6 protein-coding genes and 6 pseudogenes are annotated in these 14226 nt (G+C 71.5%); 1 reads left to right on the top strand and 11 read right to left on the bottom strand.

Annotated features, from left to right (window positions below; all coding sequences use genetic code 11):
* Positions 1-15: 15 nt before the first annotated feature.
* The 5 genes and pseudogenes from ACRAWC_RS20400 to ACRAWC_RS20380 all read right to left on the bottom strand — a co-directional run.
* A pseudogene (locus ACRAWC_RS20400) lies at positions 16-1348 on the bottom strand (FtsX-like permease family protein).
* Positions 1345-2066: pseudogene (locus ACRAWC_RS20395) on the bottom strand (ABC transporter ATP-binding protein). Before ACRAWC_RS20395 ends, ACRAWC_RS20400 begins: the two co-directional pseudogenes overlap by 4 nt.
* Positions 2067-2167: 101 nt before the next feature.
* Entirely contained in the window at positions 2168-3463 is a 1296-nt protein-coding gene (locus ACRAWC_RS20390) for a glycosyltransferase (protein WP_431349511.1), read from the bottom strand.
* Positions 3464-3785: 322 nt separating this feature from the next.
* A complete protein-coding gene (locus tag ACRAWC_RS20385; protein ID WP_431349961.1) occupies positions 3786-4478 on the bottom strand; it encodes a CE1759 family FMN reductase in 693 nt (230 codons plus the stop codon).
* A gap of 66 nt (positions 4479-4544) precedes the next feature.
* A pseudogene (locus ACRAWC_RS20380) lies at positions 4545-5698 on the bottom strand (CE1758 family FMN-dependent luciferase-like monooxygenase); the annotation flags it as partial.
* A gap of 168 nt (positions 5699-5866) precedes the next feature.
* Between ACRAWC_RS20380 and ACRAWC_RS20375 the strand changes: the two are divergent.
* The gene (locus ACRAWC_RS20375; RefSeq protein WP_431349510.1) at positions 5867-6814 is read left to right on the top strand and encodes a DMT family transporter; all 948 of its coding nucleotides are present in this window, start codon (positions 5867-5869) and stop codon (positions 6812-6814) included.
* A gap of 93 nt (positions 6815-6907) precedes the next feature.
* Here the strand turns inward: ACRAWC_RS20375 and ACRAWC_RS20370 are convergent, their stop codons facing one another.
* From ACRAWC_RS20370 to ACRAWC_RS20345, 6 genes and pseudogenes are all read right to left on the bottom strand, one after another.
* Positions 6908-7636, bottom strand: a complete 729-nt coding sequence (locus ACRAWC_RS20370) for an alpha/beta hydrolase (protein ID WP_431349509.1) — start codon at positions 7634-7636, stop codon at positions 6908-6910.
* A 108-nt stretch (positions 7637-7744) separates the two neighbouring features.
* Positions 7745-7915 (bottom strand): hypothetical protein, encoded by a 171-nt coding sequence (locus tag ACRAWC_RS20365; RefSeq protein WP_431349508.1) that lies wholly within the window; start codon positions 7913-7915, stop codon positions 7745-7747.
* Between the two features lie 106 nt (positions 7916-8021).
* Positions 8022-10340: pseudogene (gene purL, locus ACRAWC_RS20360) on the bottom strand (phosphoribosylformylglycinamidine synthase subunit PurL).
* 44 nt (positions 10341-10384) lie between these two features.
* Positions 10385-11082: pseudogene (purQ, locus tag ACRAWC_RS20355) on the bottom strand (phosphoribosylformylglycinamidine synthase subunit PurQ).
* Positions 11083-11393: 311 nt separating this feature from the next.
* Positions 11394-12131, bottom strand: coding sequence for a hypothetical protein (locus tag ACRAWC_RS20350; protein WP_431349507.1), 738 nt, complete (start codon positions 12129-12131; stop codon positions 11394-11396).
* A 188-nt stretch (positions 12132-12319) separates the two neighbouring features.
* Positions 12320-13593, bottom strand: a pseudogene (locus ACRAWC_RS20345) (kynureninase).
* Positions 13594-14226: the final 633 nt, after the last annotated feature.

The raw sequence follows: 14226 nt of genomic DNA, 5'->3' as shown, positions 1-14226 counted from the left end.
TCCGACCCTACTGCGTCACAGGCTGGGCGACGGCTCGGCGAGCACCCGGGTGAGCACGGGACGCGTGGCGCGCAGGGCCGCCCAGACCAGCAGGATCCCCGCCGCCAGCGTTCCCGCCACCACCGCGAGGGTGAGCGGGGAGGTCAGCAGGCTCATCCCGGTGAGCGGGAACACCACCACGGCCGCCGTGACGGCCGGAACCGATCGCCGTGATCCGCAGCGGTGAGAGCACGGCCCGGCTGCGTGCGGCGTTCATCTCCCCGACCGGCATCCCGATCCGGTCGAGGCTCACGTAGAGGTCGCGCCGGTCGAGGACCGCCGCCGCCTGGTTGACCCCGGCCGAGCACGCGACCATCACGAAGGAGGCGACGACCGTGATGAGGACGCCCGTGCGGATGTCCGCGACGAACTCCCGAGCGGCCGGGTCGCCCTGACCGCCCGCGAGATCGAGGAACGAGATGCCGACGCCCGCGATGACCGCGACGAAACTCGTCATCGCGACGCCCGACACCTGCCGCCAGGCGGCCTTCGGCGACTCCAGGATGCTGCGGGCGGCGAGCAGCCGGCGGGCCGTCCGCGCCCGGCGCGCCTGCCCGGCGGCCATCAGCCCCAGCACCCACGGGCCGACGAGGTTCAGCACTGCGATGGTGCCCGCGAACCCGGCCGCGAGCACGCCGACGATCACCCCGACCTCCGCCGCGCGCTGCACCACGGTGATCGCGCCGACCACCACGAGAACGGCACCGGCGGCGAGAACGGCTCGCACCCAGTGGATGCGCGGAGCCTGCTGACGGGTCCGCACGCCGAGCGGCGACACGATCACGCCCCGCAGCCCGACCGCGGCGCTCGCCGCCGCCAGCGCGCCGACACCGAGCACGGCCAGCGCGATCCACCCCGGGCCGAGCAGCACGGACATCCCGAGCGGTTCCCCGCGGAAGGGGATCAGCCCGATCAGCGGGGAGACGACCACGTAGACCGCGACGCCGGCGACCGCCCCGGCGAGAGCCGTCACGGTCGACTCGATGACCGTCAGCGCCGTCACCGTCGAGGACGTCGCGCCGAGGAGGCGCAGGCTCGCGAGGCGGTCATCCCGTCGCCGCGCGGAGAGGCGGGCCGCCGAACCGCCGAGTCCGGCGAGAGGCACCAGCAGCAGCGACAGGGCGATCACGGCCAGCAGCTGGTACAGCCCAGCCGTCTCGTCCGTCCAGCCGAAGAACGCCTGCGCCCCGCCGGCGACGATCAGCAGCAGGGCCGTCACCACGGCGAACGCGACGACCGGGAGAAGGAACGTCGACCGGGTGGATGCGCTGCGGCGGGCGAACAGCCACGCCAGGCGGAGCGTCGTCATCGGGCGTTCACCCCGTCCACGATCCGCCCGTCGGCGAGCCGGAGCACGCGCGAGCAGCGTGCGGCGACCGTCTCGTCGTGCGTGACCACCACGAGCGAGCGGCCGCGGTCGGAGGTCGAGCGGATGAGCGCATCCATCACCTCTGCCGAGGTCACCGAGTCGAGGGCGCCGGTCGGCTCGTCGGCGAAGACGACGGCGGCGCCGGTGGTCTGCGCCCGGGCGATTGCGACGCGCTGCGCCTGACCGCCCGAGAGCTGGCCGATACGGCGCGACTCGAGGCCCGCGGAGCCCCAGGGCCGCCAGCCACATCGCGGCCGTCTGCTCGGCAGCGGAGCGCTCCGTACCCGTCAGCATGAGCGGCAGCGCCACGTTCTCGACGGCGGTCAGCTCGGGCAGGAGCAGGCCCTGCTGGAAGACGAAGCCGAATGCTTCCCGTCGCAGCCGCGAGCGGCCGGCCTCGTTCAGGCCGGTGACCTCGAGCGGGCCCTGAGGGGTCGCGAGCACGACCGAGCCGCCGTCGGGCGCGACGATGCCGGCGAGGCAGTGCAGCAGGGTCGTCTTGCCCGAACCGGACGCGCCCATGACGGCGACGGACTTCGCCCGGCGCGACCCGGAAATCCACGCCCGCGAGCGCTGTGGACGTGCCGTAGGTCTTGGTGAGGCCGGTCGCCGCGAGGACCGGGGGTTCTGCTGGGCCGGGTGCTGGTGCTGAGGTCATGCTCCCAGCGTGGCCGGGTGCGGGCGGCGCCGGCATCGGCCGCCCGGCGCATCCTGGGGCCACGGCGTCATCCGCAGGAAGTGGTCCTCCAGTATGACGCCTCAGCCCGTGGCGACGCGCCCCACCTTCTCGGTCTTGTCCCACTTGGCCTCGGCGCCGGCCAGCTCCTTGAGGTAGGAGTCGAAGGTGATCGCGCACAGTAGCGAACCGTAGCCCGCCAGGTAGATCAGCGTCGGGGCGAGCCAGCGGCCGGCGCGCGTCTTCTCCGACGTCCGCGCCAGCCAGGCGACGACCATCGAGAACGGGATCCAGACGTAGATCGCCAGCGTCAGCGCGAACAGCGTCGCACCATCGAGTGTCACGCCGAAGAGGCCGGGCAGCCAGACCAGCGTGACCGGCGGGAAGAGCGCCGTGACCATGACGAGCATATTGATGATCCCGGGGAACAGCAGCACGTGGCCGAGCGTGTGCTTGGTCGTGGAGCCGTCGGTCTGCGCCCCGAGGATCAGCACGAAGAGGTACGCGAGCGCAGCCGAGATCCAGAGCACCCGGAAGACGCCGGTCGCGACGTCGCTGTGCAGGAACAGCAGTCCCGCCAGGCCGATGGATGACGTGATCATGATCAGAGGCAGCAGCCACAGGCTGAACCACACGATCCCGAAGCTGATGCCACCGAGGTGGTGCGTGCGTGAGGGGCGGAACCACACCTTCGAGTAGCGGGCGGTGACCGTGACGTTGCCGCGTGCCCAGCGCAGGCGCTGCTTCCAGAGGGCGTCGACGCGGTTCGGTTCCTCGGCGAGCACGTGCGCGTGCGGCTCGAAGACCACCTTCTTGCCGAGCAGCTGCGTCTCGAACGTCGTGATCGTGTCCTCCGCCAGCGAGGATGTGTCGATGCGGCCGCCGATCGCCAGCAGGTTCTCGCGGGTGTGCAGTTGGGCGCCTCCGGCGAGGCAGGCCTGCGCGCCGAGCACGTTCTGCGCGCGCCGGGCGGCCGGCTGCGAGAGGACGTACTCGACGCCGACGAACTTGGTGAGGTAGTTGCGGTGGGTGCTGCCCTCGCGGATGTAGGCCGACACCGCACCCACGTCGGGGTCGGCGAGGTGGCGGGTCATGCGGCGCAGCGAGTCCGGCAGGTAGATGACGTCGGCGTCCATGATGAGGAGCGCCTCCATCCAGTCGTCCTCGAGGATGCGTGCGATGCCGTGGTTGAGGGTGTGCGCCTTGCCCTGGCCGCCGTGCTCGCGCCTGAGCAGGTGCACGTTGCCGGGGTAGCGGGAGGCGCGGTCGCGCACCACCTCGGGGGTGTCGTCGGTGCTGGCGTCGTCCACCACGTAGATGCGGAGCGCCTCGAGCGGGTAGTCCAGCTTCATCAGCCGGTCGATGGATGCGCCGATCACCGCGCCCTCGTTCGCAGGCGGGGACGACGATGGCGACCCGCGGAAGGTACGGGGCCGCCTTCCTGTAATGGTTGATCCAGGCGTGGAACGGGATGACCACGAAGGTGGCCGCCGCAGCGATCACGGGGATGAGCCCGGTGAGCGCGAGGATCAGGCACACGATGACGCCGATCCACTGCAGCGCGCTGAGAACGTCCAACCCCAAGACCTCCCTGTTCTACCCTGCACCCTACCGCGGGCCCGCGCGCCCGGAGACGGCAACAGGCCCCGGGGATCCCGGGGCCTGTTCGCGGACAGAAGCTGTCCGCGGCCGGTGACGGCGCTAGCGGCGCTGACCGGGCAGCGTACCGCCCGCGGCCAGGCGCATCAGGTCCGACCTGAGGTCGATCCCCAGCTCGTTGCCGCCGGCCGAGCCGAACTCGTGCTGGTAGCTGTCCCACGAGGTGTCCGTGATCTTCGACTCGACCTCGGACTCCATCAGCACGACGAGTTCGCGCGCGGCCCGGTCGATGCGCGTGCCGAGCGCCTTGTCCTGCCAGTCCTCGGTGGAGGCGAAGACGGAGGTCGGCGTCGTCATCGTGCGGAGGAAGGCGAACAGCGACCGCATCTCCCCGTCGACGACGAGCGCGTGGCGGGCGGTTCCCGCGGTCGCGCCCAGGACGACCGGCTTCGCGATGAGCAGGTCGTTGTCGAGCACCTGGAAGAAAGAGGTGAACAGCCCGCTCGGGCCCGCCTTGTAAACGGGGGCCGTCGCGATGATGCCGTCCGCCGACTTCAGCGCCTCGATCGCCTTGGTGAACTTCGGGCCGAGGTGCCCGGATGCCAGGGCGGCGCCGAGCTCGGGCAGCAGCTCGCGGAGGTCGAGGTTGAGCGTCTCGACGGTGCGGCCGTCGCGCTGGGCGGTCGCCTCCACGCGGAGGGCGAGCCGGTCGGCGAGCATCTTGGTGGACGACGGGTCGCTGACGCCCGCGTTCACCACGACGACGCGGAACGGTCGCTGGGGGGTGCTGGTCATGGTCATGTCCTTCTGCCTGCGGCCGGCCGTCAGAGCGACGGGTAGCTCGCCTGGAACTGCTCCTCGGTTGTCCTGGTAGGGGGAGGCGCCGGTCACGTTGTCGCCGCGGTTCGCGTTCGGTCGCGGCTGGCGCGGAGCCTGGTCGCCGTACTTCTCGGCGACGAGCGACGCGTGGGTCGGCGCGTCCGGGGTCTCCGGGTCCTTGCGGGCCTCGGTCTCCTTGCGGAGCACCGGGATGACGTGCTCGCCGAGCAGGTCGAGCTGCTCGAGCACCGGTCTTGAGCGGCAGCGGCCGGCGTGGTCCATCAGAACAGCTGGCGCTGGTAGTCGCCCGCCCACTCGCGGAAGGTCAGCGTCTTGTCGATGACCTCCTGCGGGCTGCCCACGGTGAGCGGGGTCGCGTCCGTGAACTCCTCCATCGTCGGGCCGTTGCCGTAGACGGGGGCCTCGTTGAAGTAGGGGCGGAACTGGTCCTTCGCGTCCTGCGAGTTCTTCGCGATGAAGGCCTGGCCGCCGAGTCCGACGATCGCCTGCCTGGCGGTTCCGTGCCCGTAGTGCTCGAAGCGCTCGCGGTAGAACGCGATCAGGCGTGCGTAGTGCTCCTTCGGCCAGAAGATGTTGTTCGCGAAGAAGCCGTTGCCGTAGAACGCGGCCTGCTCGGCGATCTCCGGGGTGCGGATGCTGCCGTGCCACACGAAGGGCGGGACGTCGTCGAGGGGGCGCGGCGTCGAGGTGAAGCCCTGAAGCGGGTGCGGAAGCGCCCCTCCCAGTCGACGACGTCCTCGTGCCAGAGGCGGTGCAGCAGGTTGTAGTTCTCGAGAGCGAGCGGGAGGCTCTGGCGGATGTCCTGCCCGAACCACGGGTACACCGGGCCGGTGTTGCCGCGGCCGATCATCAGGTCCATCCGGCCCTTCGACAGGTGCTGCAGCATCGCGTACTCCTCGGCGATGCGCACCGGGTCGTTCGTGGTGATCAGCGTCGTCGAGGTGGTGACCGTCAGCGTCTCGGTGAGGGCCGCGATGTGCGCGAGAAGGGTGGTGGGGGACGAGGAGAAGAACGGCGGGTTGTGGTGCTCGCCGATCGCGAAGACGTCGAGGCCGACCTCCTCCGCGTGCTTCGCGATCTTCACGATCCGCGTCGATGCGCTCCGCCTCGCTCGGCGTCTCACCCGACACGGGGTCGCGGGTGATGTCGCTGACGGAGAAGATTCCGTACTGCATGACTGGCTCCTCTTGTTGTTCTCGCCGTTTCTGCTGCAAATGCATACAACGTACGGAGGAGGATCTATTCCCGCCCCCATGATCCCCGACCGGGACAGTGGCCGCATCTGTCGCATCCGTGTCCGATTCCGCATGTCCCGCGTCGGTGGCACCCGCTAGCGTCGAAGGGTGAAGGTCGCTCTGCAGTTCGCCGCCATGGGGCTCGTCTGGGGCGCCAGCTTCCTGTTCATGAAGGTCGCGCTCCAGGGCGTGACGTTCGGGCAGGTCGCCTGGGCGCGCCTGGTGTTCGGGGCCATCACGCTGGGCATCATCGCCCTCCTCATGCGCACCCGGCTGCCGCGCGAGCCGATCGTGTACCTGCACTTCGCCGTCGTCGCGGTGACGTACTGCGTCATCCCGTTCCTGCTGTTCGCCTGGGCGGAGCAGTACGTGTCGTCGTCGCTCGCCAGCATCTACAACGCCGTCACGCCGATCACGACCGCGATCCTGGTCACGGCGGCCTTCCGGGTCGAGAAGCTCAACCGCGACCAGGTGCTCGGGGTGCTCGTCGGCATCGTCGGCGTCGTGATCGTCGTCGGTCCCTGGGCGGTGGATGCGCTGGGCGGCAGCCTCTGGGGCCAGCTCGCCTGCCTCGGAGCGGTGACCTGCTACGGCTTCAGCTTCGGCTACATCCGCCGGTTCATCAGCCCTCGCGCGGTGTCCGCCACCGCCAGCGCGTTCCTCAACATCGGCCTGGCGGCGGTCGTGATGCTGCTGCTCACGCCGATCGTCGCGTGGCATCCCATCTCGTTCAGCTGGCCGGTGCTGCTCTCCCTGCTGGCGCTCGGCGCACTCGGAACGGGCGTCGTCTACATCTGGAACATGAACGTGCTGCGCGCCTGGGGCCCGACCATGACCTCCGGTGTCACGTACGTCACCCCGGTGGTCGGCGTGGCGCTCGGCATCCTCGTGCTGGGCGGGCACCTGACGTGGAACGAGCCGGTGGGGGCGGTGGTCGTGCTGGCCGGCATCCTGCTCACGCAGCAGCGGGTGCGGCTGTTCACGCGGCGGCAGGCGGAGTTGGCGGCGGCGGATGCGGCGGCGGGTGCGGCTCCGGCGGCTCCGGCGCGGCGCTGATCGGCTTCGCGGCGAAGGAGATTCGGCGGGGTACCGTTCGAATCTCCCGCAGCACTGCCAATCGAAGGAGATGCGAGCGCTCTCCTCCTTCGTTCACTCCGCCGTCCCGCGCGCGCAGGAGCGCGACCGTCGCGGCGAGCGCATCGTGCGCCCTCCGGGAAGTCGAGGTGGAACTGGTACTCGTGCGGCAGGGCCGGCTCGTGGTCGTCCGGCCAGAAGAGCTCCGTCACGTCCACGCCCTCCGCGCGGAGGGCCGCCGCCATCGGAACCGACTGCGTCGCGGTCAGCCCGTCGCCGTTGCCGCGCCGAGATGTACGTGGGCGGGAAGTCGCCCGTGACGTGCCGGACGGTCGACATGGTGTGCCCGGCGGGACTCGCGGACCAGTCCTTGGTGCCGCTGTACGCCCACATCGCCGTCTTGAAGCCCCAGCCGAGCAGCCCGGTCAGGTCGGCCAGAGCGTGCAGGTCGTACACGCCGCAGTTGAGAACCACCGCACGGAGCTGCTCCGAACGAAGAGCGGGCCGGATGCCGACCAGGCTCGCGTAGTCCCGACCAGTGGTGAGCGCCGCCAGCTGCGCGGCGAGTTGCGCTCCCGCCGAATCACCGGCGAGCACGATCCGGTCGGCGTCGATTCCCAGTTCGTCGGCACGCTCCACGAGGTGCGCGAGGGCGTCGTTGAGCTCCCGCACCGCGACCGGATAGGCCGCCTCCGGCGCGAGCGTGTAGTTCAATCCGACAGCCGTGAAGCCTTCGGCGGCCAGGATGCGCAGGTACGGTTCCACATCCCAGCTCGAGCCGGAGAGCCATGCGCCGCCGTGCACCCGGACGACCGTCGGCAGGGGACCGTCGTGGCGGTCCGGACGGAAGACATCGAACGTGAGCCGGCGAGTCGATCCGCCGATCGGGATGCCGGGTGCTCCCCGTCACGCCTACGTAGGTACGAACGGCGACATCTCGGCGACCGTCTGGCGTGCGCCCTTCGTGAACACGCGCCGGATCACCAGCGCCGACGGCCACGGTGTCGCGCGGAGCGCCCCGATCACCCCGGCCAGCGCGAGCGCGCCAGCGACGACTCCGACCGTTCCCCGCGCGCGCCTCACGTCCCTAACGTAGCGGGCCGCTGCGCCAACAATTCCTGAGTCGTTCGGGGCCGCGACGGCGTGTCGCCCGAACAACTCAGGAACTGTTGGCGCGGGGGCCGGCGGGTCAGGCGACGGTGGGGCCGAAGTGCTCGGGGAGGGTGGAGCGGTGCACGCCGCGGAGCTCCTCGAGGCCGATGGTGAAGAGGTCCTGCACCTCGAGCACCGGCTGCACGCCGACCTCGGCGTCCGTCACGCCGATGCGGAGGGCCGGGATGCCGCGCCCCTCGCACAGGCCGCGGAACTTCACGTCGTCCTCACGAGGAACGGTGACGATGATGCGCGCGGTCGACTCCGAGAACAGGGCGGTCGCCGCATCCACGCCGTCGCGCTCCTCGATCTCGGTCAGCCACACCCGGGCGCCGACGCCGAAGCGCATGACGCTCTCGGCCAGCGCCTGCGCGAGGCCACCGTCGGCGAGGTCGTGCGCAGACGACACCAGGCCCTCGAGGGATGCGGCGTGCAGCGCCTCCGCGAGCGCACGCTCGGCGCCCAGGTCGACCGCCGGCGGTCGTCCGCCCAGGTGGCCGTGGATGGTTCCCGCCCACGCCGAGCCGTCCAGCTCCTCGCGGGTGGTGCCGAGCAGGTAGATGTTCTCGCCCTCGTCCTGCCAGCCGCTCGGGATGCGGCGCGCGACGTCGTCGATCACGCCGAGGACGCCGACGACCGGGGTCGGGAAGATGGGGGTGTCGCCGGTCTGGTTGTAGAACGACACGTTGCCGCCGGTGACCGGGATCTCTAGCTCCAGGCAGGCGTCGGAGAGACCCTCGACCGCCTGCGAGAACTGCCACATGACCTCGGGGTTCTCCGGGCTGCCGAAGTTGAGGCAGTCGGTGACCGCCACCGGCACGGCACCGGAGGCGGCGACGTTGCGGTACGCCTCGGCGAGGGCGAGCTTGGCGCCCTGCTTCGGGTCGAGCTGGCAGTAGCGCCCGTTGGCGTCCGTCGCGATGGCGAAGCCGAGGCCGGACTCCTCGTCGACGCGGATCATGCCCGCGTCGTCGGGGAGCGCCAGCGCGGTGTTGCCGCCGACGAAGTAGTCGTACTGGTCGGTGATCCAGCCCTTGTCGGCCAGGTTCGCGCTGCCGAGGAGGGCGAGCGTCTGCTCGCGGAGTTCGTCGCCGCTGCTCGGGCGCGCGAGAACGGAGGCCGAGTCGTCCTGGAGGGCGTCGATCCAGGTCGGGTACGCGACGGGGCGCTCGTACACCGGGCCGTCGACCGCGACCGTGCGCGGGTCGACGTCGACGATGCGCTCCCCGTGCCAGTCGATCGTCAGGCGGCCGGTCTCGGTGACCTCGCCGAGAACGCTGGTCTCGACATCCCACTTGGCGGTCACCGCCAGGAACGCATCCAGCAGCTCCGGCTTGACCACCGCCATCATGCGCTCCTGGCTCTCCGACATGAGGATCTCCTCGCGCCGTGAGGCTCGGGTCGCGCAGCAGCACCTTGTCCAGCTCGACGTGCATCCCGCCGTCGCCGTTGGAGGCGAGCTCGCTGGTCGCGCACGAGATGCCGGCGGCGCCCAGGTCCTGGATGCCCTCGACCAGCTTGTCGCGGAACAGCTCCAGACAGCACTCGATGAGCACCTTCTCGGCGAACGGGTCGCCGACCTGGACGGCCGGGCGCTTGGTCGGGCCGCCCGCGGAGAACGTGTCGGAGGCCAGGATGCTGGCCCCGCCGATCCCGTCGCCGCCGGTGCGCGCGCCGAACAGCACGACCTTGTTACCCTCGCCGGACGCGTTGGCCAGGTGCAGGTCCTCGTGGCGGAGCACGCCGACGGAGAGCGCGTTGACCAGCGGGTTGCCCTGGTACACCGGGTCGAAGTACGTCTCGCCGCCGATGTTCGGCAGGCCCAGGCAGTTGCCGTAGAACGAGATGCCGGAGACGACGCCGTGCACGACGCGCGCGGTGTCCGGGTTGTCGATGGCGCCGAAGCGCAGCTGGTCCATCACGGCGACGGGACGCGCGCCCATCGAGATGATGTCGCGCACGATGCCGCCGACGCCGGTCGCGGCGCCCTGGAACGGCTCGATGTACGAGGGGTGGTTGTGCGACTCCACCTTGAAGGTGACCGCCCAGCCCTCGCCGACGTCGACGACGCCGGCGTTCTCGCCCATGCCGACCATGAGGTTCTTCTTCATCGCCGGGCTGACCTTCTGGCCGAACTGGCGCAGGTAGATCTTCGACGACTTGTAGGAGCAGTGCTCCGACCACATCACCGAGTACATCGCCAGCTCGCCGCTGGTGGGGCGGCGGCCGAGGATCTCGCGGATGCGGGCGTACTCGTCCTCCTTGAGCCCGAGCGCCGCGAACGGCTGCTCCCGCTCGGGGTCTCGATCGCGTTCGCGACGGTGTCGACGACGTGGGCGGTGGCGGTGTCGGTCACGCGGGCACTCCAGGCTGCGAAGGGAGGGACGGGAGAGGGGAGGGTCACGCCTCGACGAGCGCCGAGCGGATGACGGAGGTGAAGAAGGTGAGGCCGTCGGTGCCCGACCGCATCGCGTCGCGGGTGTCCGGGCCGAAGCCGGGCTCGACCGCGTGCTCGGGGTGCGGCATGAGGCCGACCACGTTGCCGCGCCTCGTTGCGCACGCCCGCGATGTCGTTGAGGGAGCCGTTGGGGTTGACGCCCGCGTAGCGGAACACGACCATCCCCTCGCCCTCGAGCCGCTCGAGTTCGTCGGCCGAGGCGATGAAGCCGCCCTCGCCGTTCTTGAGCGGGATGACGATCTCCTGGCCCTGCTCGAAGCCGCTCGTCCACGGCGTGGACGTGTTCTCGACCGTCAGGTGCTGGTCGCGGCGGATGAAGGTGCCGTGGTCGTTGCGGATGAGGCCGCCGGCCACGAGGTGCGCCTCGGCGAGCATCTGGAAGCCGTTGCAGATGCCGAGCACCGGCATGCCCTTGCCCGCCGCGTCCACGACCTCGGTCATGATCGGCGAGAGGAGGCGATCGCGCCGCAGCGCAGGTAGTCGCCGTACGAGAAGCCGCCGGGCAGCACGAGGCGTCGACGCCCTGCAGGTCATGCTCGCCGTGCCAGAGTGCGACCGGCTCGGCGCCGGCCAGACGGACGGCGCAGGGCGTCGCGGTCGTCGAGCGAACTCCGGGGAAGGTGATGACGCCGATGCGCATCCAGGCGTCCACCTCGGCGGGGTAGTGGATGCCCACCACGTCCTCGATGACCGAATTGGACAGGATCTCGTCGGCGATCTCTGCACCGTGGCGCGCAGCTCGTCGTCGATCGGGCCGTCGACGGTCAGCTCGAAGCGGGCCGACGCAGGCCGCCGGTGACGCCTGCCGCGGCCGGTGCGGGCGAGCGCCCGGGCGAGCTCGCCTGCGCCCTGCGGGTCGAGCAGCTCGGCCTTGGGCATCACTTCAACAACGATGGTCGGCACGGGGATACTCCGCTCACTCGGGCGACAAGGTGGGGTTTCGCGATCGATTCACCGGCACGCGTGCCAGACACCGCGGTCCGGGCCGGCCAGGGCGGCGGCGTGGCGATCGCACGCAGCTCCAGTTCGTCGCGCAGCCGGGCGAAGAGCGCTGCCGAGGCGGCACCCGGCCAGCCTCCTCGGAAGCTCAGCGGCGGGCAGTCCGGGGTCGCGGTAGGAGGATGACGCGCGCACTCGTCGAGCGCGCGCATCCACACGGCGAAGGCCTCCGCGTCGTCGGCGGGATGCGACCATCGCCGAAGCGGGACAGGAACGACTCGTGCGCCCGCCGCAGCGCCGGCAGGTCGCACCAGCTGCGCCAGGCCGGCGGCCGGATCGCCGCGCGGAGCGGCGTCGGCGAGAGACGACCTCCGCCTCACCGGCGATCTCGCGCGCGGTCGCCGCGAGCTCGTCCTCGAGGGCGGCCGGCGCGATCCACAGGCCGTCCGCGACGGTGCCGCAGCCGAGGGCGGCGAGGCGGCGGCGGAGGCGGTCGCGGCTGCTGCGGCGGCGCTCCGGGAACGAGAACGAGCAGGCACCACGCGGACGCCTCGACGCGCTCGCCGAAGATCCGGGCGTCGCCGCGCTCGAGCATCGGCACGGCGGCGGGATCGAGCGTAGCCGGCGATGCCGTCGCGCGGCTCGCGGCGCAGCACGCCGCGCGAGCAGAGGCGCGCCAGGCTGGAACGCGCCGTCGCCGCCGGGACGCCCAGCCCATCCATCCAGCCGCACCGCGCCGGCGGCGCTCATCCACCCGCCGATCGGGCGGAGGACGCTGCCGTGACCACCGTGCGCAGGAGGGCGGTGGCGCTGCCGCTGGACGCCTCCAGGTCGTCGCGTGCGACGAGGGCGTCGGCGACCGGTACGGCACCCGGTGCGGCTGTCGGTGCGGCGACCGGTGCTGTGGCCGCCGGGGCGCCCGGCGCGCCACCGCCTGGTCAGTCATGGGTCAGTTCGCCGAGCGCATCGCGCACGGCCGCCATCCCGATGCAGACCTCCTCGAAGCTGGTGCTCAATGGCGAGAGGCCGACATCGCAGGCCGTCCGGATCGCGGCAATCCGGGATGACGTCGCGCTGCCAGAGGAGTGCCGCGACTCCCACGCATCGCCGGGTGGCTCAGCGTGACGTGACCGCCGCGCCGGTCCGGGTCGCGAGGGCTCGCGAGCGCGACGCCGAGCGGGGTGGAGCCACTACCTCGGCCGGCGCGATCGCGAACTCCAAGGTGAGCGCGACCGACTTCGCCCGCACCGCCTCGATGCCGGCCTCGTCGATCATCGCGATCGTGTCGCTCATGGCGAGCATCCCGACGATCGGCGGGGTGCCGCTGGGGAAGGCGGATGCCGTCGGCGGCCTGGTACTCGGGGCCCATCAGGAAGACGTCGCGCGCACCCATCCACCCCTGGATGGGCTGGGTCAGCTGCGGGATGAGGCGCGCGTTCGCCGAACGCGGGGGATCCCGGACCGCCGTTGAGGTACTTGTACGTGCATCCCACGGCCAGGTCGACCCCCGCCGCGTCCAAGAGTCCATCGAGACGGATCCGGCCGAGTGGCACAGGTCCCAGAGCACCAGCGCGCCGGCGTCGTGCACGATGCGCGTGATCGCGGGGAGGTCGGCCAGGAAGCCGGAGCGGTAGGCGACGTGGCTGAGCACGACCAGCGCGGTCTGCGGGCCGACGGCCGCGGCGACCTGCTCGGGCGTCACGCCTGCCTCGGTGTCCGCTTCGATCCAGACCAGACGCAGGCCGCGCTCGCAGCGTGCCGTCGAGCAGGTAGCGGTCGGTCGGGAAGTTGTCGGTGTCCAGCACGATCTCGCTGCGCTGCGGGAGACCGTCGACCGCGGCGCAGGCGAGCTTGTAGAGGAGGACGGTGGTCGAGTCGCCGATGAACGTCTGGCCCGGGGCGGCGCCGAGCGTCACCCGGCCGAGCTCGTCGCCGATCGTGAACGGCAGCTCCATCCACTCCTCGTCCCAGCCGCGGATCAGCCGGTCGCCCCATTCCTCGACCAGGAAGCGCTGGATGCGCTCGATGCTCGCGCGGGTCGGCCGGCCGAGGGAGTTGCCGTCGAAGTAGGCGGTGACCTGGGCGGTGCCGTCGTCGATGCCGACGAACCGGGTGCGGAACGGCGCGAGCGGGTCGGCGGCGTCGCGGGCGCGGGCGGCGGTCGGGGGTCGAGCTCCAGCGTCGGAGCAGGTGCGGTGTCGAAGTCGGTCATGCGTCGTCCCGGTGGGTGTCGGTGGGGTGGGCGTGGGTGGGGCATCGGTGGGGTGAACGCTCCGGGCGAGGGGATGCGAGCAGCTGCGCGACCGTGAGACCGCGGGCGGAGGCCAGCCAGTCGGGAGGCGGCCTGCGTGTCGTCCGCGGCCGGCGGCGGCGTGGGCGCAGGCCAGGTGGGCGCCGATCGTCGGTGCCCGGTCGTCCTCCGGCCGCCGGAGGCCGGCGATCGACCGGAGGCGGTGTCGGGATGGACGCCCGCGTCGAGCAGGGCGCGCAGCTCCCGCGCGTTGACACCGACCGCGAGCGGTCCGTTGCCCAGGTCCGTGCCGTACAGCACCCGGCCACCGGATGCGGCGAAGCGGCCGAGGTTCTCGGAGGCGATGACGAACTCGTCGGTCGGGTCGCCCCAGCCGTGGATGTCGAGGGTGCTGACCCAGCTCATGCCGCGGCGGACCGACTCGGCGATGAGATCGTCCGAGAGGCGTTCGGTGAAGGGCGTGTGCGCCAGCTGGTCGGCGCCGGCCGCGATCGCCCAGGCGGTCTGGCCGGCCCCCCTGCACGTGGACGGTGGCCGGCACCCCCTCTACGCGTGCGATTCGCTCACAATCGCGTGGAGGACGCGGTCGTCCAC

The sequence above is a fragment of the Leifsonia sp. L25 genome, assembly GCF_050632895.1.
The sequence above is the reverse complement of the archived record's forward strand: the minus strand, read 5'-3'. Positions and strand labels throughout refer to the sequence as shown.

Coding starts and splice junctions, on each gene's coding strand:
- ACRAWC_RS20385 (WP_431349961.1), bottom strand. CDS start 4,478: ATGACCAGCACCCCCCAGCGACCGTTCCGCGTCGTCGTGGTGAACGCG.
- ACRAWC_RS20350 (WP_431349507.1), bottom strand. CDS start 12,131: ATGAGCGCCGCCGGCGCGGTGCGGCTGGATGGATGGGCTGGGCGTCCC.